The sequence below is a fragment of the Mesorhizobium sp. P2_C5_2 genome (genome assembly GCF_056404535.1).
On sequence record NZ_JBFUDV010000003.1, the window covers coordinates 467,197 to 484,909 of the forward strand.

Sequence of the window (17,713 nt, forward strand, 5' to 3'; positions counted from 1 at the left end):
GAAAGCGCGGAGCTTGACGCAGAGTTACGTCAGGCGAGCGGCTTCAACTCCTGGGCGATGGTTGGCAACAGCTCCGAGACGTTGGGATGGATATGCACAGCGCGCGCCAGCGTATCGACCGGCGCCTTGGCGTACATCAGGTCGAGCACGCAGTGCACCGCCTCATCGCCGCCGGGGCCAAGCACGGAACAGCCGAGGATTTCCCTGGTGTCGGCATCGACCAGGATCTTCATGAAACCTTGCGTCTCGCCTTTTTCGACGGCGCGGCCGACGCGGGTCATTGGTCGTTGGCCGACCAGCGCCTTGCGCCCGGACTTTTTTACCGCCGCCTCGGTCATGCCGCAGCGGCCGAGCGGCGGATCGATATAGAGCGCATAGGCCTCGATGCGGTCGCTGACCTTGCGTGGATCGTTGTCGAGCAGATTGGCAGCGACGATCTCAAAGTCATTATACGAGGTGTGGGTGAAGGCGCCCTTGCCGTTGCAGTCGCCCATCGCCCAGATGCCAGGCACGCTGGTGCGCAACTGATCGTCGACGGTGACGAAGCCGCGCAGATCGACCGCGACGCCAGCCTTGTCGAGGCCGAGATCGTCGGTGTTGGGGGTGCGGCCGAGCGCCAGAAGCACATGCGAGCCGACCACCGAAGGCTTGCCGGCTGAGAAGCTCACGGCGATGTCGTTGCCCTGTTTGGCAAAGCCGATGTCGTTAGCGCCGACATGGACTTCTATGCCTTCGTTTTCGAGGATCGACAGGATGGCCGCCGACACATCCTCGTCCTCGCGGCCGGTCAGGCGCGGGCTCTTCTCGATGACGGTGACTTCGGAACCGAAGCGGCGAAACATCTGCGCGAATTCGAGCGAGATGTAGCTGCCGCCGACGACGACGAGATGGCGCGGCAGAATTTCGAGATCCATCATCGAGGAATTGGTGAGGTAGTCGATGTCGTGGATGCCGGGCAGGTCGGGCACCGAGGCGCGGCCGCCGGTGTTGAGGAAGATTTTCTCGGCGGTCAGAAGGTCGTCACCGACGCGCACCGTGTTGGCGGATTCGAAGCGCGCATGGCCGCGATAGAGGGTGCAGCCCTTCATGCCGGCGATCCAGGTCTCCAGATTGGTGCGGGAGTCGCTGGTGACCTTGTCCTTGCGCGCCTTGATCCTTTTGAAATCGACCCCGACAGGACCCGAGAACGTCACGCCATAGTCGGCGGCGCGCCGCGCCAGATGCGCGGCATAGGCGCTGGCAACCATGGTCTTGGTCGGCATGCAGCCGGTGTTGACGCAGGTGCCGCCGATCAGCTTGCGCTCGATCAGCGCCACGCTCATGCCGGCTGACGTCAGCCGGCCGGCGAGCGACGGGCCGGCCTGTCCAGCGCCGATGACGATGGCGTCGAAAGTCTTTGCCGTCATGCCACCGCCGCCACGATCAGCAGGCCGCCGATGATCGCCACCGCGTCCTCGATGAGAGCGGCAGGCAAATCCTTGCCGAAGGCAGCCGCCAGCCGGCCGCGCGCTTCGGCGCCGCCATACGTGCCGATGACCGCGCCGATGGCGCCGGCGATCAGGCCGCCAATGGTGGAACCGGCGGTGGCGCCGATCACCGCGCCGCTGAAGGCGCCCATGAGGATGCGGGCGCCGAACTGCTGCGGCACCTTGCGGCTCGGCGTCGAGGGCAACTGGTCGGTGATCAGTTCGACGACAGCCAGAATGGTGAAGATGCCGACGGCAGCCCAATGGCCCATGAAACTTGCCCAGGTGCCGGCGACCGGCAGCCAGCCGAGATAAGCGCCCCAGGCGACCGCGGCCGGCGCGGCCATGGCGCGAAGACCGGCGATGATGCCGATCAGAAGAGCAAGCAGATAGAGCATGGTTGATCCCCTCAGCGCAGGACCTCGGACGGCCCGCGCGGCAAGCTAGCATAGGCCGGGCATTTGGCCAGCGGGGTTTTCCCCAGCGGAGGATTGTGCTTTGGCATGAGATCAGATCGGAGGCGTGGCCATGTCCGCAAGCGAACGCACGAAAATGATTGCAGGCGAGTGGTACACCTGCATCGACGACGAGCTTGAGGCGCTGCGGGTGATCGCGCGCGATGCGGTGTTCGAGCACAATTCACTGCCGCCCCGACAGCGCGGCAATCTCGGACCGGGGCTGAAGACACTGCTCGGCAACGCGGGCGAGGGCGCCCGCATCGAGGCGCCGTTCCATTGCGCCTACGGTTTCAACATCCATCTTGGCGAGGGCGCCTTCCTCAATGCCGGCTGCACCATCCTCGACACGGCGCCGGTGCGCATCGGCAGGCGAACGCTGCTTGGCCCCAATGTGCAGATCTACTGCGCCGAGCACCACAAGGAGGCTGTGGGCCGTCAGGCGGGGCTGGAGATCGCCAGGCCGGTCACCATCGGCGACAGCGCCTGGATCGGCGGCAGCGCCATTATCCTCGGCGGCATCAGTATCGGCGATGGCGCCATCGTCGGCGCCGGCGCGGTGGTGACACGCGACGTGCCTGATAACACGACGGTGGTCGGCAATCCTGCCCGAGCGGTCAAGCGCGGCTGAATGCGCGTCCGCCGATGATCAATGAGACAGGGCGGACATCGCCTGCTCGCCGGTCCGCCTGGAGAATTCGCGCCGGTACTGCGCCGGCGAGGTCCGCAGTCGCGCGGCGAAATGCTGGCGCAGCGATGTGGCGCTGCCGAAGCCGGCTTCGAAGGCCACCATGTCCATTGATTTCTCGGTCGCCTCCAGCAGCCGTTGCGCGAGCTCGATGCGCTGGCCGGCCAACCATTCGCCAAAGCTGGTGCCTATAGATTTCTGGAAACGGCGGGTGAAGGTGCGCCGGGTCAGGCCGGCGGCCTCGGCGACGCGGTCGAGGCTGTGGGTTTGTCCGAGCGTTGCCCGCACCGTGTCGAGCGCCTGGGTGAAGCGGTCGGTTGCCGGGGTTTTCGCCAGCGGGCGCTCGATGAATTGCGCCTGCCCGCCCTGTCGGTGCGGCGACAGCACAATGTGCCTGGCCAGCCGCAACGCTACTTCGGCGCCATAGCGGGCGCGCACGATGTGCAGGCAGCAGTCGAGCCCGGCGGCGACACCGGCCGAGGTGACGATGTCGCCATCGTCGACATAGAGCACGTCGGCGTCGACTTCGATGTCGGGATGCAGCGCCTGTAACCGGTCGGTGGAGGACCAATGCGTGGCCGCCCGCCGGCCAGCAAGCAGCCCGGCGGCGGCAATGGCAAATGTGCCGAGGCAGAGGCCGACGATCAGCGCGCCGCGCCGGTGCGCGCGCGAAAGCGCTTCGAGGAGCGGGGTGGGAAGCGGGGCGTCGAGATCTTTCCAGCTGGGAATGATGATGATGTCGGCAGCGTCGAACGCCGAGAGCCCATGTGGAACAGCGATCGTCAGCCCGGCATCGGTGTGGATGGGTCCATCGTCGAGCGCGCAGACGCGAAAGTCGAACCGCGGCAGACCGAGCTTGGTGCGGTCGGTGCCAAACACCACGCACGGCACCGAGAGGTGAAACGGGCTGATGCCGTCAAAAGCGAGGACGGCAATGATCGGGTCGGTCATGGTCGGTTCCAGCAAGGAAGCGGATTGTCCCAATTCTTTCGAACGATGTCAATTGGGCCACTTTTGGCAGCCGGGCGATCCGCCTAGTTTCGGCCCGTCCCATTCAAGCCCTAGAGGAAAACACCATGTCCGCCAACACCACGCCGCGCCGCGCACTTATCGTCATCGATGTCCAGAATGATTATGACGGCGGCAACCTCGCCATCCAGCATCCGCCGTTCCGCGACAGCGTGGTCAATGTGGCGCGCGCCATGGATGCCGCCGCTGCCGAAGGCGTGAAGGTGGTTGTCGTCAAGCAGATGGCGCCGGAGACGTCGCCAATCTTCGCCAAGGGCAGCCATGGCGGCGAATTGCATCCTGAGATCGCCAGGCGTGAGCGCGACCACTATGTCGAAAAGTCGCTACCTAGCGCCTTCGCCGGCACCGATCTTGAGGAATGGCTGCGCGCCAACGCCATCGATACGATCACGGTGATCGGCTACATGACGCATAATTGCGATCTGTCGACCATCATCCACGCCGCGCATGTCGGCTTTGCGGTCGAATTCCTGTCCGACGCCACCGGCTCGCTGCCTTACGCCAACAGCGCCGGTTACGCCTCGGCCGAGGAGATCCACCGGGTGGTGACGGTCATCCTGCAGTCGCGCTTTGCGGCCGTGCTCGACACCGCCGAATGGATCGATGGCCTCAGGACGGGCGCCCTGCCCAAGCGCGACACGATCTATGCCTCCAACCAGCGGGCGCTGGCGCGCAACGCGGCCTAACTGCTCGCCGAAATGCAAAGGGCGCCGCATCGATGCGGCGCCCTTTTGTTAGGGATTGCACGTTCTTAGAACAGGCCTTCGATCTGACCGGCTTCGTTGAGGAAGATCTTTTCCGAGGACGGCGCCTTGGGCAGGCCCGGCATGGTCATGACCTCGCCGCAGATGACGACGACGAAGCCCGCACCTGCCGAAAGCCTGACTTCGCGCACCGGCACGGTGTGGCCGGTCGGCGCGCCGCGCAGGTTCGGGTCGGTCGAGAAGGAATACTGCGTCTTGGCCATGCAGACGGGCAGGTGGCCATAGCCGGCCTGCTCCCAAGCATGCAGCTGGTCGCGGACCGACTTGTCGGCGATCGCCTCCGAGCCGCGATAGATGCGCTGGACGATGGTGTTGATCTTCTCGAACAGCGGCATGGCGTCCGGATAGAGCGGCGCAAACTGCGACGCCCCGGATTCGGCCAGCGCCACCACCTTGTTGGCCAGCTCCTCGATGCCGGCCGATCCCTTGGCCCAATGCTTGCACAGGATCGCTTCTTCGCCCATCGAGGCGACGTAGTCCTTCATCGTCTGGATTTCAGCGTCGGTGTCGGAATAGAAGTGGTTGATGGCAACCACCGCCGGCACGCCGAACTGGCGGATGTTCTCGATGTGGCGGCCAAGATTGGCGCAGCCCTTCTTCACCGCCTCGATGTTTTCCTTGCCGAGGTCTTCCTTCTTGACGCCGCCATTCATCTTCATGGCGCGCACGGTGGCGACGATGACGGCTGCTGCCGGCTTCAAGCCCGCCTTACGGCACTTGATGTCGAAGAATTTTTCGGCGCCGAGGTCAGCGCCGAAACCGGCTTCGGTGACGACGTAGTCGGCGAGCTTCAGCGCGGTCGTGGTGGCGACGACCGAGTTGCAGCCATGGGCGATGTTGGCGAACGGGCCGCCATGGACGAAGGCCGGGTTGTTTTCCAGCGTCTGCACCAGATTGGGCTGCATGGCGTCCTTGAGGAGAACGGCCATGGCGCCGTCGGCCTTGAGGTCGCGGGCATAGACCGGCGTCTTGTCGCGGCGATAAGCGACGATGATGTCGCCGAGGCGCTTTTCCAGGTCCTTCAGGTCGGTGGAAAGGCACAGGATCGCCATGACTTCCGAGGCGACGGTGATGTCGAAGCCGCCTTCGCGCGGGAAACCGTTGGCGACGCCGCCGAGCGAGCAGATCATCTCGCGCAGCGCCCGGTCGTTCATGTCCATGACGCGGCGCCAGACGACGCGGCGGGTGTCGATGCCAAGCTCGTTGCCCCAGTAGATGTGGTTGTCGATCAGCGCCGAAAGCAGATTATGCGCGGTGGTGATGGCGTGGAAATCGCCGGTGAAATGGAGGTTCATGTCCTCCATCGGCACGACCTGTGCGTAGCCGCCGCCGGCAGCACCGCCTTTGACGCCGAAATTCGGGCCGAGCGAGGCCTCGCGGATGCAGACGATCGCCTTCTTGCCGATGCGGTTGAGACCGTCGCCGAGGCCGACCGTCGTCGTCGTCTTGCCTTCGCCTGCCGGCGTCGGGTTGATGGCGGTGACGAGGATCAGCTTGCCGTCCTTGTTGCCCTTCACCGACTTGATGAACTCGGCAGATATTTTCGCCTTGTCGTGGCCATAGGGCAGAAGGTGCTCGGTCGGGATGCCGATCTTGGCGCCGATCTCCTGAATCTGCTTTTTCTTGGCGCCGCGCGCGATCTCGATGTCGGACTTCACTTCGGCCATGACGGCTTTCCTTCGGATTGGACGGTGGAGGGGACGGGTTTGATCTCACTCGCAGGCATGTTGAACCCGGGCGCGGGCATGTTCTAACCCTGTCGCTGCCGCGGCGTCAACTTGCATGCAACTATGTTTCCTATGAAGAAAGTGTCTCTGCGGCCGGGCCGACCTGTCGCCGGTTCTTCCTGGCTCCGTTGCCGCGCCGTATAGAAGCCAGAGGATGCGACATTGCGCCGTCTCAAAACAGCCGCCCAATGCACGGAATGCGACAGAGGCGACGGCGCAAATTCGCCATCGCCGTCGAGGCAGCGACGGACGTTACTGCGTCAGGACGTTGCTGATCTCGACCATGTTGGAGCGCACCCGCAGCACATAGAAGCCCATCGTCGTCAGGTGGGTCGGCATGATCCAGCCATCCTCGCGGCCATTGGCGATGATGAAGGGCTGGATGCGCAGCGCCGAGACGAATTGCGCATCCATCGTGTCCCATAGATTGCCGAGATGCTTTTCCTTGATGACGTCGTCGAAATCGGCCTGGGCGCCCTTCATCAGGCCGTAATAGGCATAGAGCTGGCCATAGGCGAACCAGAAGCGGTCGTCGGCGCGGAAGTCGAACCAGCCATCGTTGTGATTTTCGGCGCGCTCCTTGAGGATCGCCGAGGTCGAGCCGATATCCGAGGAGATGCGGTCGATGTACTGCTTCAGATTGTCGGCGCGGGCATCGAACGTCGCCTGGCAGGTGGCGAGGCGGGCGTTGAACGAGCGCAGCTTGTTGACGGCATCGCGATAATAGCTCGGCGTCGGCGTCTTGGGCCCGAACGGGTTGAGGCCGAAATACCAAGTGTATTCGTCGAACTGCAGATTGCCGCGCGCATCCTGCAAATCGGCGTCGATCTGCGACGTCGTGCGCACACGGCCGAGATTGTCGGCAAGCTCGGTGGCGGTGCGGCGCACCGCCTGGTTGATACCGCGCTGGAACGAGGCTTTGTTGTCCATGAACGGCGTATGATCCCAGTCGACGCCGAACAGGCCGAGCTTGTAGAGGATCATCGACGAGATCCAGGCATTCTGGTTGACGTTGAAATCGGTGAGGTCGGCCGCGACCTGGGCGATGCCTGAATTGCCGCAGGTCTTGGCGGTCTCGGTGCCGGCGCCGGCCGCGACCTGTTCGCCGGCGGAGATGTTGCGGTTATCGAAGGTGTATTTGTCGACGTAGTTGGGGTCGAACTTGTTCCACCACTGGGTGGCATAGAAGAAGTTGGCGTAAAGGCCGATCAGCACCAGCAGAGCCAGGCCGACCACCGCTTTCAGGATCCAGCCGCGTTGCGTGTACCAGCGCCCGGCCCACATGAACGGCCACAGGATTACGCCGATGACCAGGCCGATGCCGCGGCCGATCCACTGGAAGATGCGGGTGAAGAAATTCACGATCGGATCAAGCATGGCTCACATCACCCCTCAGCATGATGCCAAAAAGTTGCAGACTTTTTGGACAACATCATGCGCCAAAACAACAAGTTAGAACGAAATGACGGCTCATTTCGTTCTAGTCAGTCAGGCCGTAAAGGCGCGTGCGAAACGCCACCTTGTCCTTCAAATATGTGGTTTTCAGAACGTCCACAACATGCGATCGCCAGGCGTCGCTGAAGCCGTCATAGTCCTTGTAGAAGCCGGGCTTGTTGAAGACGTAGCGCGAGACGAAGTCCTGCGGCACGAAATCCGAGATCAGCTGGTTGGTCAGCCAGGCGTCGGGATGGTCGGGCTTGCCGCGCACGACCAGGAAGCGCTGGCGCGGCGGGACATCCTCGATCTTGAGATGGCCGAGCTGGGCGATCTCGCGCTTGGCGGCGTTGAGGAAGGGAAAATTGCCGTCGCTGGTGATCAGGTCGGCATGGCCGTGGATCCAGGTCTGCAGCCAAACCTTGTCGACGTCGGTCAGATTGCGGTTCGGCTCGGTGTCGCGGATCAGCGAGCGCACCACCATCTCGGCGCGATGCTCGAGATAGCCCGAGCTTTCCACCCATGACGCCCTCGGCAGTTCGATACGGCCGGTGCTGGCGAGGAACTTGAACACCTTGTCGGCATCGTTGATCGAGAGATAGCTGACCTGCCAGGGACGCGAGCGGCGAAAGCCTGGTGCGGCCGGGTCGCTGATGACCGTCGTCATGTCGGGGTCGACGAAGACGTAGAGCCCGCCGAAATGGCTGGTCCAATAGGCGTTGTGGCGGAAGATCACCTGGTCGGGCACCAGCGCGTTCTCGCGGATGTCGCCGCAGACCTTCGCCAGCTCCACCATGCGGGTCAGCATGGCGTTGTCGCGCCAGGCGTCCGGCTCCTGCTTCAGCCGGTCGACCAGCTTGCCGAGCTCGGCGGCCTTGCCCAGCACGTCCTCGGCCGACAGCACCTTGAACTCGACCTGGCTGATCGACAGCAGGTCCTCGATGTCGTTGACCAGCGGAACGGAATCCTCGATCTCGCCGTAGATGACGTCCTTGATGGTCAGCGCATCGATGGCGCGCTGGTTCTTGGACATGAATTCGAACATCAGCTGCGAGGTGTTGGAGAAGGCGGTGTGCACCACCGGCAGGTCGATCTGCGACGGCGTCAGGATGATGAAGCGGCGGTTGACCTCATTGGGGTCGAGATAGTCGTAGTCGCCGCATTCCTCGGCCACTTCCGGCGAAAAGCCGGTGCGGTCGATCTGGAAGCTCTTCAGCTTGGTGGGCTTGAGGCCGAAGGCCACCAGCGCCTTGTTGTAGCGCTGGATGAGGTGCGACTCGTCGACCGTCAACAGGCGGCCATAGATCAGCTCGTTGTCGCGCAGCAGGTCGGGTTTTTTGGCGGGGTGGGTCATCCTTCCTTCTCCCCGTTCACGGGGAGAAGGTGCCCGAAGGGCGGATGAGGGGCGGCGCCGACGCTCATCATTTGTCCCCCAACGTTGAGGCAGGCAAAAACTTCACATCGACTGCAATCATCTTCTGATTGAGCCGACCATCCAAAGCCGCAACGATCGTATCCAGTACGCTCCTACGGCCCGTCAGGACATCGGCGTGCCAAACCCTCAATACCGACCAGCCGTTCCTGTTCATCGTCTCATCCCTGTATCGATCACGAGATCGATTTGCATGCTGGCTGCCATCCACCTCAACGACCAGATTGGCTTCGCGGCAAGCGAAGTCTGCGAAATACGGGCCGATCGGTAGCTGACGAATAAATTTGTGACCATTCAATCGCCGTCCACGCAATTCGTGCCAGAGTTTTTCCTCGGCATCGTTCTCTACTTTTCGGAGCTGACGGGCTCTTGATACCTTTGGCTCGTTTCCTCCATGCACAGCGCTGCCCCTCATCCGCCCTTCGGGCACCTTCTCCCCGTGAACGGGGAGAAGGAAGAGGTGCTAGGCTCACGCATTCCACAGCCCCTTCTTCTTCATCTCCTCCATCTCCCGCCCAGCACGTTCGCGCAGCCTTGCGTCGCGCAGCAGCTTCTCCACCGCAGCGTCGTCGGACTTGTCGGAATAGCGGAATTCGGAATCGGCGTAGCGGTTGATCTCCTGCATGACCATGTCCATCGAGAACGGCCCGCGCAGTTCCTCGATCATGGCTTTCTTCTCGTCGTAGCCCTTGTGCATGAAGGCTTCCGGTTTCTCGAACCAGTCGTCGGGAAGCTCGATGTCCATGGCGCGCATCTTGATGGCGTCGGTGACGTTCTTGATGGCGCGGCCGGTGAAGCGCGGCTCGGCGTCCTTGATCAGGTGCAGATAAGTGCCGATGTCGGCCATCGATTTCGGCGCGCCATTCTCCTTCATGTAGCGCTCGTAAACCTTCATCAGCCCGTCTTCCTGCGGCTTCTCATGCTCCTCATAAGCCTCGGTCACGGCGCGCTCGATTTCCTGCGCGGCGTAGAGCTTGTGGTCGCCGAGCGGGATCTTGTGGTTCTTGCCGGCAAGCAAAACGAAGATGTCGATATAGTCGTCGCGGCTCTGCGGCCCGTCGACCAGCCAGCGGGCGCCGGCGCGCTGGCGCAGCGCGTCGTCGACATTTTCTGGATAGTTGGAGAACATGCCGAACGAGCAGTTGCCGCGCACCACCGTGCCGGCACCGGCAAAGGCATCCATCAAGACGCCGGTGATCTCCTGCTGGCCGGCCGAAGCGCGGTCGTCGGAGCGGCGCGCCGCCACCTGGTCGATATCATCGACGGTGCCGAAGCCGATGACGCGCGGGTTGAGCACATTGTTGATGAATTGGCGGCAGTTCTGGCCTGACTTGCCCTGGTAGGACGAGATCTGGTCGACGCCGAAATTCTCATAGGCGAAGGGATAGCCGGCGACCTGGCAATAGCCATTGACGAGGCCGGAGATCATCTGGATCAGCGTCGTCTTGCCGGTGCCGGGCGCGCCGTCGCCGATGAAGGTGAAGAGGAAGCCGCCGAGCTCGACGAACGGGTTCAGCTCGCGCTCGAAATCATAGGCCATCAGCATCTTGGCGAGCTTGACCGACTGGTATTTGGCGATGTGATTGCCGACGACCTCTTCCGGCTTCTTGAAGGTCATCACCAGTGGCTTGGAGCGCTTTCCGGGCGCCACGTCGAAGCCGTCGAGGGTAAAATCGTCTGCGTCGATGCGGATATGGGCGTTCTCGAACGGACCGATGCCGTCGAAGCGGCCTTTGCGCGCCAGCAGCCCGTCTATGGCGACGCGGGCAAAGGCACGCGCCCGGGTCGTCAGGTCGCCATCGTCCTTCGACCCGGTGATCGCCTTGTCCAGCCCGGCGACGATCGACTTCACCGCGTCCTGCGGCGTGTCGAACAGGAAGTCCGGCTCGGGAATATCGTTGGGCGCCTCGCCGTCGCTGTCGATCCGCTGGAACAGATAAGAGGCGAGGCTGAAGGCCGAAACGTAAGCCGAGGCTGACAGAAGCTTCTTGAAGGTGGCTGCTTCGTCGCCTTCGAGCGGCGCGCGGGTGTTTTTGGCCTGCAGGCTTTCGAGGTCGGAGCCCTCGGCGAAGACGTCGGAGATGGCGAGCGCAATCGCCAGGCCACGTCGGGCGCGGAACAAAAGCGTGTGCTGCGGGATGCTCATCAGCTGGTCGTCGGGATGAATGGCGGCGACGGTCTTGGTCAGCTCGACCTCGCGCGTGCGCCGCACCGAGCCGACCGAGACGGTCGAGACGAAGCGGCGGTTGGTGCCGGCAAGGGCGGTGCCGGATTCGCGCGACGGGTCTTCCAGAACGACGACGCGAGTGATGAAGCTCTGCGCCGTAGCGCGGTGCTTTTCGATCGCCGCTTCCGGGATGGTGGTCAGGCCGGTGTCCATGAAGGATGCTCCGTGGTGTTACGGTCAGACGTCTGAGATGACCTGCCCGTTGGACAGGATGTGGACCTTGTAGCCGGAAAAGATCTTCTGTGCCTCGCCGGCGGCGTAGAGTGCCTGGTAGGCTTCATGCGGGATCAGGGCGTGGTTCTCGTAGCTCGACACGCCCTGGCGCGCGGCCTCGAGATCGTCGGTGTTGATGAAGAATTCCTGCGTTGTCTTCTCGCTGGAAAACAGGCCCTTGCGGCCGGGCTTCTCGCCCTTGGAATAGACCTCCTGGATGGTCCAGGTGAGCAGCCAGGCATTTTCGGGCTTGCGAACCTTGGCCAGCACTTCGGTCACCGTCGAGTTGTTGTCGGTAATGCCCGCGGAATAGAAGGGGCCAAGCACGACGCGGCGCAACTGCTTGGGGTGCAGCGGCTCGAAATCCTTGTCGAGATTGACCGCAATCGTCGCCGGCGACAGCGTGTAAGCGGAATTCTTTTCGGTGAAATCGTCGAAACGGTGGGCAAGCTCGGGGTTGAGCAGGCCGTCGACCGGCAGCGGGATGTCGACCTGTTCGTTGAGCTTGCCGTTGCTGTCGACGAGCTGGCGGATCATGGCTTCGGAGGAATCCTCCACCGTCACCATATAGACCAGCGGCAGGTTGGCGCTGCCGTCGAAGCTTGCCCAGTGGACGAGGTAGTAGGGCCGGAAAGTCTTGGGATTGACCGAGACTTTGGCCGTCTGCGCCAGCGAGAACGGGCCAAAAGTCTGCTCGCTCTTGACGTCTTCGAGATAGAGCCGCTCGGCCATCGACTTCTGCAAAGCCTCGGGGAATTCCTTGTGGCGCAGGATGAAGTCGGCCATTTCCTCGCGCAATTCGCCGGCCAGCGGGATGTTGGCCAGCCGCGCGTCGGCCTGGCGGCGATCGTTTTCCAGTTCGAGCAGGTTCTGGAAGACGGGATAGCCGCTGTCGGCGCGCGAAATGCGGAACGTGTCCATGAAGCCGAGACGGTTGCGCCAGCAGGAGAACGACTTGTCCAGCCGGGCAATGTATTCGGCGACGATCTTGGCGACGATGCCGTGCCGGTAAAGCGGTGAGCGGTCGTCGCGCATGAACACTTCAAGGCCGCTGAGTGCGGCCGTGATGGCGGAAAAATAGCGCGCCGCCGCTTCGTTTTCGGGAGTCATGCCGGGTGTGCTCGCGTGCGGCCGCTCCTTACGACTGCACGTAGTTTGCCGAATTGTGCTTCTTCATCACGTCGTCGAAGCGGCGGGCGAAGGCGTCGTCGGCAAGCTTCTTGCGGCGCTGGATGTCGGAGCTGGCGACCATATTCTTCTCGTGCATTTCGAGGAGATCGCCGATGTGCTTTTGCGAGGCGGCACCAATACCGGCCATGGTCTCCTCGGCGGTGTTGTCGACCTGGCTGCCCAGCGTGTTGATCTTGTGGGCGACGTCCTGCTGGGCGGCGGTCTTCAGGGAGTCTTCAAGGGCCTTGTAGAGCACGATGCGCTGCTCGGTATCGATGGTCAGCTTGTTGATCAGCGTCGACTGCGCGGCAATCTGGTTGTTGAGCGAATCGACGAAGGTCTGGAACATCGAGGTGTAGCGCTCCAGCGTCTGGCTCTCGGCCAGCAATTCCTGCTCCTTGGCCTGCTTTTCATTGTATTCGGTGGCCAGTTTCGAGCGCTCGCCCTCAAGCTGCGTGCGCTCCTTCTGGCTGGTCGAGGCCGCGATCTTGTTCTCGATGTCGAGCAGCAGCGGGTTGACCTCCTCGATGCGCTTCTGCACCGCTTCAAGGTTGGTCATGGTCACCTTGCGGCGCTCGATCACTTGCGACAGGCTGTTTTCCGAGGTCTTGTAGCGCTGGTCGAGGACCTCTTTTTGCGCCTTCAGGATGCCGACGATGGTGTCGGATTTGACCAGAAGCTCCTGCAGATTGCCGGCCAGCGACATGTTGCGGACGCGGTCGGTGCGCATGCGCTGCTTGCGCTGCGCCGAGAAGACGCCGACAAAGCTTTCCCAACCGGTGTAGTTCTTCATGCTTTCGAATTCGGTGCCGAAGACGTTGGTGGCGTCCTCCAGACCGATGATCAGGTCGGCGATGTTGCCTTCCATCACCTTCTGCTGCTTCAGCACATCCTCGATGCGGGCATTCTCGATGTCGAAATTGGCGTCGCCGATCTTCTTGTCGGCCGTGGCAAGCGTATCAAGCACGGTGCCGGACTGCTCGATCTTGGTGCGCATGTCCTGCACAACCTGCCTGGTCTTGGCAATTTCGGCATCGAAATTCTGCAATGTCGCCATAGGGGCCTCCCGCTTCGGCTTCCGGTCGCTGGCTGCGAACAGCGGCGAATATATGTGGGGCATCCGGGGATTGAAAGACGCAAGACAAGACCCGCCCCGAAAACAAAAAAATACGCCTTCGTCTTGAAAGGCAATGAAGGCGGGGTCATGGCGTGATTAACCAGCCGGTCAGGCATTGTTCAACTGTCATTGAACTTTGGCGCTGGCAAAGCAGTCGATCTCGGCTGGTGTGGATGTGCTGAAATTCGACAGAGAACTCAATCGGTTGCAGGCGCGTGACAGTTGGCGAAAGCCATCGCCATCGCGCTACGCATCCAGCCGTTCAGGGCTTCGGATCGGCCTTCAGATAGGCGATGACGTTGGCAATGTCCTCGTCGCTGGTCAGGCCGGAGAAGGCCATCTTGTTGCCGGGTACTTTCAGCTTGGGGGCGCCGAGATAGGCCCTGAGGTTGGCTTCGTCCCAGACGAGGCCGGCGGCGCCGGCATCCTTCATGGCCTGCGAATAGTTGAAATTCTCGGCTGTGCCGGCGGTGCGGCCGACGATATCAAGGAGATGCGGGCCGACTTTGTCGCGGTCGGTTTCCGCCTCGTGGCAGGCCATGCAGCGGTAGAACACTTTCTTGCCCAGCGCGGCGTCGCCGTCGGCCTGTGCTACGATGATGCCGGCTAAGTAAAAAACGAATGCTGACGAAATGGCTCGAAGCATGGCGGTCCCCGGCTGGCTCTGGCTGCGGCCAAAGTAGGCGGCAGGCCTTAACAAACGCCATATGGCGTAGGTATTGCCCTCTTATTCATTGGGGCGGAGCGGGATCGCCGCAACCGCCTGGCGGATCGCGATTTCGATCGCTGCCAACGAATTTCTGTCGCGCACGAAGGCGCGGCCGAGTTCCGCCATCTCGGCCGCCGCTTGCGGCGTCGCCGACAGGTCGATGATTTTCGTCGCCAGCTGGCCGGCATCGTCGCTGGACAGGAAATGCCTGCCCGCCTGCAGGCCAAGCCCTTCGACGGCTTTTTCGGTGGCGGCGACGACCAGGCCCGCCGCCATGGCCTCCAGCACCTTGATGCGGGTTCCGCCGCCGAAGCGTAGCGGGATCGGCGCATAGCCGGCACGTCCGAGCAATTCCGGCAGATGCGGCGGGTTCTCGATCAGCTGCAGACCATGCCTGGCGCACAAACCACGCACGACATCGCGCGGGGTCTTGCCGGCGACGGTGATCGACCAGGGCCGGCCGGAGGCGGCGAGGCGCGGCACCATCCCGCGGCCGATCTGCTTGACGGCGTCGATGTTGGGGAAATAGCCGAGATGGCCGATGAAGCACAGGCTGAGCTCACGGTACCGCTCGGCACCAATCGGCAGGGAGAGCACGCTCTCGTCCGGAATGGGGTTGGCGATGAGCCTCATGTCGTTGACGGGGCCGAGAGCCGACAGCAGCGCCCCGTCGGTCCGCGAACAGACCCAGACCTGATCGGCGGTGGCTGCCGCATGTCTGTCGGCGTCGCGGGCCTCTGTCTTCTTGCGCCTGTTTTGGCGCCAGCCGCGAAGTTGCTGCCACAGCGTCAGCCCGGCGATGCGGTCGGCCACCGTTTGGGAATCTATGTTGTGCAGGTCAAGGACGGTGCGCGCGCGATGTTTCGACGCCAGCGTCAGCAACTGCGCAAGCACGATCTCCTCGATAACCACGAGGTCGGGGTCGAATTGCCCCCACAGAGCGTCTGCCTCAGCCAGTTCGTCGTCCGGTATGATGTGCATGGTCGGATGGGGGCTACGCCTGTACCAGGAAGCCCGGCCGCGCGCCGCCTCGATGATCCGGTGACGGATATTCGGCGGTGGAGAAGGCGCCGGGGCGCCAGTCAGGCTTACCGTCAGAACCTCGCCCATCGATGCCAAGGCGCGCGCGTTGGCGGTGTTCCTGATCTCGGCACCTGATACCGGCGGAAACGGGCAATCGACTGTGAACTGGAGAATTCTCATGTTGCCCCGGCCATTCAGCCTCTGGTGAAGCCGATGAAGTCGTCGGGTGCGGCGCGGCCCATTTCCTCTTCCCAATGGCGGCGGCAGAGCGAGACATAGACGTCCTTCCCGATCGCCACCTGTTCGCCTTGTCTTGCCACCTTGCCGTCAGGGCCGAGACGCACGACCATTGTCGCCTTGCGGCCGCAGCGGCAGATGGTGCGCACTTCGCGCAGGTCGTCGGCGATGGCCAGAAGCGCGCGCGAACCGGAAAACAGATTGCCCTGGAAATCGGTGCGCAGGCCGTAGCACATGACCGGAATGTTCAGCCGGTCGGCGATACGGGCAAGCTGCCAGACCTGCTCTTCCTCGAGGAACTGCGCCTCGTCGACGAAGATGCAATGCACGGTCGTGTGCTCATGGTGCTCGGCAACGCGGGCGTAGAGATCGTCGCCGTCGCGGAACATCTCGGCCTTGGTCTCCAGGCCGATGCGCGACGAGATCAACCCGGTGTCGCCCTTGCGGTAGTGACCGGCGACGAACAGCATCGTCGTCATGCCGCGTTCGCGATAATTGTAGGACGCCTGCAGCAGCATCGTCGTCTTGCCGGCATTCATCGTCGCATAGTGGAAGTATAGCTTGGCCATGCCGCCCTTTTAAGGTGTACCGCGTTTCAGGTGATACCGGCCTGCAAATGGCTGATACCTGCGCTTCCGGTGCTCACGTACTTTGAGTACGCTCCGCTCCGGTTCTCGGCATCAACCATTTTCGGCTCGGCCTGACCTGAACCCCGGCACACCTTAAGCCGAGTTGTCCCGGCACGGGGAGGGGGCACCGCAGCATTTCACTGGAAAAGCCGGCTGCCATCGAAAAAGCGGCAGGCGTGTCGCTGTTTGGCCAGTCCGCGCCGTTGATCGTGATTGCCTTAATGCTTGAAACCACACCAGAATGGTGTTTGGCTGGCGAAACAAGGCGGGCAGAGAAACCGTAACTACGCTTCGCCAAAGAATCACAATGGGAGAATATCTATGTCGCGTATGAACACCTTCGTCGCCGGCCTCGGTCTGGCGACTTTCCTGTCCACGAGCGCTGCTCTTGCCGGCGATCCGGAAAGCTGCAAGGCGGTGCGCCTTTCCGATGTCGGCTGGACCGACATCCAGGCGACGACCGGCGTCGCTTCGGTGCTGCTCACCGCGCTCGGCTACGAGCCGCAGACGATCCAGCTTTCGGTGCCGGTGACCATGGCGTCGCTGAAGAACAAGGATCTCGACGTCTTCCTCGGCAACTGGATGCCGTCGATGACCAACGACATCAAGGACTACACCGCCGACGGTTCGGTCGAGACGATCAGCACCAACCTGACGGGCGCCGGTTACGGCATCGTCGTGCCGACCTATGTCGCGGACGCCGGCGTCAAGTCGCTGACCGACATCGGCAAGTTCAAGGACAAGTTCAACGGCAAGATCTACGGCATCGAGGCCGGCAATGACGGCAACCGCATCATCCTCGACATGATCAAGAACCCGAAGGACAATCTCGAAGGCTTCGAACTGGTCGAGTCCTCGGAGGCCGGCATGCTGACGCAGGCCGAGCAGTCGATGAAGAACAATGAGTGGATCGCCTTCCTCGGCTGGACGCCGCATCCGGTGATGGGCGCCATGAAGATCACCTATCTCGACGGCATGGGCGACAGCGGCTTCGGCGCCGCCACCGTCTTCACCAATGTGCGCAAGGGCTACACCGCCGAGTGCCCGAATGCCGGCAAATTCATCGCCAATCTCAAATTCAACCTGGACATGGAAGGCGAGATGATGGACGCGATCCTGAAAGGCGGCGACGCCAACACGGTCGCAGCCGACTGGCTGAAGAAGCACCCTGACGCGGTTGCGCCGTGGATAGCCGGCGTCACCACCTTCGATGGCGGCGATGCGGCTGCGGCGGTCAAGACCGCGCTCGGAAGCTGAGCCGACTGAATTCGGCAAAGCCGAACCAGGAAGGGCAGCCAATTTAGAAAAGGCTGCCCTTTTTCATATCCTGTGAGAAGATGACGTAACGACAGCAGAGGCCGGGGGCAGGCGGTCTCGCGCATGAGAGGGGCGA

The 17,713-nt window shown here is 62.6% G+C and carries 16 protein-coding genes; 3 read left to right on the forward strand and 13 right to left on the reverse strand.

Features of this window, described 5'->3' with window-relative positions; all coding sequences use genetic code 11:
• Positions 1-29: 29 nt before the first annotated feature.
• Together AC1D1B_RS13560 and AC1D1B_RS13565 are read right to left on the reverse strand one after the other, a co-directional pair.
• Positions 30-1,406, reverse strand: coding sequence for an FAD-containing oxidoreductase (locus AC1D1B_RS13560; RefSeq protein ID WP_477332882.1), 1,377 nt, complete (start codon positions 1,404-1,406; stop codon positions 30-32).
• Entirely contained in the window at positions 1,403-1,864 is a 462-nt protein-coding gene (locus tag AC1D1B_RS13565; protein WP_477332884.1) for a DUF4126 domain-containing protein, read from the reverse strand. The genes AC1D1B_RS13560 and AC1D1B_RS13565 overlap by 4 nt, the downstream gene beginning before the upstream one ends.
• 130 nt (positions 1,865-1,994) lie before the next feature.
• Here AC1D1B_RS13565 and AC1D1B_RS13570 point away from each other — a divergent pair, with 130 nt between their 5' ends.
• Positions 1,995-2,552, forward strand: a complete 558-nt coding sequence (locus AC1D1B_RS13570) for a sugar O-acetyltransferase (RefSeq protein ID WP_477332886.1) — start codon at positions 1,995-1,997, stop codon at positions 2,550-2,552.
• 18 nt (positions 2,553-2,570) lie between these two features.
• On the opposite strand, the gene AC1D1B_RS13575 is transcribed toward AC1D1B_RS13570, so the two are convergent.
• Positions 2,571-3,560 carry a helix-turn-helix domain-containing protein gene (locus AC1D1B_RS13575; RefSeq protein WP_477332888.1) on the reverse strand — a complete coding sequence of 330 codons (990 nt, stop codon included), beginning with the start codon at positions 3,558-3,560 and terminating at the stop codon, positions 2,571-2,573.
• 125 nt (positions 3,561-3,685) lie between these two features.
• Between AC1D1B_RS13575 and AC1D1B_RS13580 the strand changes: the two genes are divergently transcribed.
• Positions 3,686-4,324 carry a cysteine hydrolase family protein gene (locus AC1D1B_RS13580; protein WP_477332890.1) on the forward strand — a complete coding sequence of 213 codons (639 nt, stop codon included), beginning with the start codon at positions 3,686-3,688 and terminating at the stop codon, positions 4,322-4,324.
• Positions 4,325-4,389: 65 nt separating this feature from the next.
• On the opposite strand, the gene AC1D1B_RS13585 is transcribed toward AC1D1B_RS13580, so the two are convergent.
• From AC1D1B_RS13585 to AC1D1B_RS13630, 10 genes are all read right to left on the reverse strand, one after another.
• Positions 4,390-6,069, reverse strand: coding sequence for a formate--tetrahydrofolate ligase (locus AC1D1B_RS13585; RefSeq protein ID WP_477332892.1), 1,680 nt, complete (start codon positions 6,067-6,069; stop codon positions 4,390-4,392).
• 312 nt (positions 6,070-6,381) lie between these two features.
• The gene (locus tag AC1D1B_RS13590; RefSeq protein ID WP_477332893.1) at positions 6,382-7,506 is read right to left on the reverse strand and encodes a DUF2333 family protein; all 1,125 of its coding nucleotides are present in this window, start codon (positions 7,504-7,506) and stop codon (positions 6,382-6,384) included.
• A 103-nt stretch (positions 7,507-7,609) separates the two neighbouring features.
• The gene (locus AC1D1B_RS13595; protein ID WP_477332895.1) at positions 7,610-8,917 is read right to left on the reverse strand and encodes a DUF6638 family protein; all 1,308 of its coding nucleotides are present in this window, start codon (positions 8,915-8,917) and stop codon (positions 7,610-7,612) included.
• A gap of 67 nt (positions 8,918-8,984) precedes the next feature.
• Positions 8,985-9,395, reverse strand: a complete 411-nt coding sequence (locus tag AC1D1B_RS13600) for an endonuclease domain-containing protein (RefSeq protein WP_477333313.1) — start codon at positions 9,393-9,395, stop codon at positions 8,985-8,987.
• A gap of 69 nt (positions 9,396-9,464) precedes the next feature.
• The gene (locus tag AC1D1B_RS13605; RefSeq protein WP_477332897.1) at positions 9,465-11,375 is read right to left on the reverse strand and encodes an AAA family ATPase; all 1,911 of its coding nucleotides are present in this window, start codon (positions 11,373-11,375) and stop codon (positions 9,465-9,467) included.
• 24 nt (positions 11,376-11,399) lie between these two features.
• Positions 11,400-12,545, reverse strand: coding sequence for a hypothetical protein (locus AC1D1B_RS13610; RefSeq protein WP_477332899.1), 1,146 nt, complete (start codon positions 12,543-12,545; stop codon positions 11,400-11,402).
• Positions 12,546-12,573: 28 nt separating this feature from the next.
• A complete protein-coding gene (locus AC1D1B_RS13615; RefSeq protein WP_181061310.1) occupies positions 12,574-13,662 on the reverse strand; it encodes a hypothetical protein in 1,089 nt (362 codons plus the stop codon).
• 322 nt (positions 13,663-13,984) lie between these two features.
• Positions 13,985-14,368 (reverse strand): c-type cytochrome, encoded by a 384-nt coding sequence (locus AC1D1B_RS13620; protein WP_477332901.1) that lies wholly within the window; start codon positions 14,366-14,368, stop codon positions 13,985-13,987.
• An 81-nt stretch (positions 14,369-14,449) separates the two neighbouring features.
• Positions 14,450-15,634, reverse strand: a complete 1,185-nt coding sequence (locus AC1D1B_RS13625; protein WP_477332903.1) for a glycosyltransferase — start codon at positions 15,632-15,634, stop codon at positions 14,450-14,452.
• 14 nt (positions 15,635-15,648) lie between these two features.
• The gene (locus AC1D1B_RS13630) at positions 15,649-16,260 is read right to left on the reverse strand and encodes a thymidine kinase (RefSeq protein WP_477332905.1); all 612 of its coding nucleotides are present in this window, start codon (positions 16,258-16,260) and stop codon (positions 15,649-15,651) included.
• Between the two features lie 381 nt (positions 16,261-16,641).
• Between AC1D1B_RS13630 and AC1D1B_RS13635 the strand changes: the two genes are divergently transcribed.
• Positions 16,642-17,577, forward strand: a complete 936-nt coding sequence (locus AC1D1B_RS13635; protein WP_477332906.1) for a choline ABC transporter substrate-binding protein — start codon at positions 16,642-16,644, stop codon at positions 17,575-17,577.
• The last annotated feature ends 136 nt before the right edge of the window (positions 17,578-17,713 follow it).

Excerpts from the sequence above, each read along its gene's own strand:
- AC1D1B_RS13560 (WP_477332882.1), bottom strand. The coding sequence starts at position 1,406 with ATGACGGCAAAGACTTTCGACGCCATCGTCATCGGCGCTGGACAGGCC.
- AC1D1B_RS13565 (WP_477332884.1), bottom strand. The coding sequence starts at position 1,864 with ATGCTCTATCTGCTTGCTCTTCTGATCGGCATCATCGCCGGTCTTCGC.
- AC1D1B_RS13570 (WP_477332886.1), top strand. The coding sequence starts at position 1,995 with ATGTCCGCAAGCGAACGCACGAAAATGATTGCAGGCGAGTGGTACACC.
- AC1D1B_RS13575 (WP_477332888.1), bottom strand. The coding sequence starts at position 3,560 with ATGACCGACCCGATCATTGCCGTCCTCGCTTTTGACGGCATCAGCCCG.
- AC1D1B_RS13580 (WP_477332890.1), top strand. The coding sequence starts at position 3,686 with ATGTCCGCCAACACCACGCCGCGCCGCGCACTTATCGTCATCGATGTC.
- AC1D1B_RS13585 (WP_477332892.1), bottom strand. The coding sequence starts at position 6,069 with ATGGCCGAAGTGAAGTCCGACATCGAGATCGCGCGCGGCGCCAAGAAA.
- AC1D1B_RS13590 (WP_477332893.1), bottom strand. The coding sequence starts at position 7,506 with ATGCTTGATCCGATCGTGAATTTCTTCACCCGCATCTTCCAGTGGATC.
- AC1D1B_RS13595 (WP_477332895.1), bottom strand. The coding sequence starts at position 8,917 with ATGACCCACCCCGCCAAAAAACCCGACCTGCTGCGCGACAACGAGCTG.
- AC1D1B_RS13605 (WP_477332897.1), bottom strand. The coding sequence starts at position 11,375 with ATGGACACCGGCCTGACCACCATCCCGGAAGCGGCGATCGAAAAGCAC.
- AC1D1B_RS13610 (WP_477332899.1), bottom strand. The coding sequence starts at position 12,545 with ATGACTCCCGAAAACGAAGCGGCGGCGCGCTATTTTTCCGCCATCACG.
- AC1D1B_RS13615 (WP_181061310.1), bottom strand. The coding sequence starts at position 13,662 with ATGGCGACATTGCAGAATTTCGATGCCGAAATTGCCAAGACCAGGCAG.
- AC1D1B_RS13620 (WP_477332901.1), bottom strand. The coding sequence starts at position 14,368 with ATGCTTCGAGCCATTTCGTCAGCATTCGTTTTTTACTTAGCCGGCATC.
- AC1D1B_RS13625 (WP_477332903.1), bottom strand. The coding sequence starts at position 15,634 with ATGAGAATTCTCCAGTTCACAGTCGATTGCCCGTTTCCGCCGGTATCA.
- AC1D1B_RS13630 (WP_477332905.1), bottom strand. The coding sequence starts at position 16,260 with ATGGCCAAGCTATACTTCCACTATGCGACGATGAATGCCGGCAAGACG.
- AC1D1B_RS13635 (WP_477332906.1), top strand. The coding sequence starts at position 16,642 with ATGTCGCGTATGAACACCTTCGTCGCCGGCCTCGGTCTGGCGACTTTC.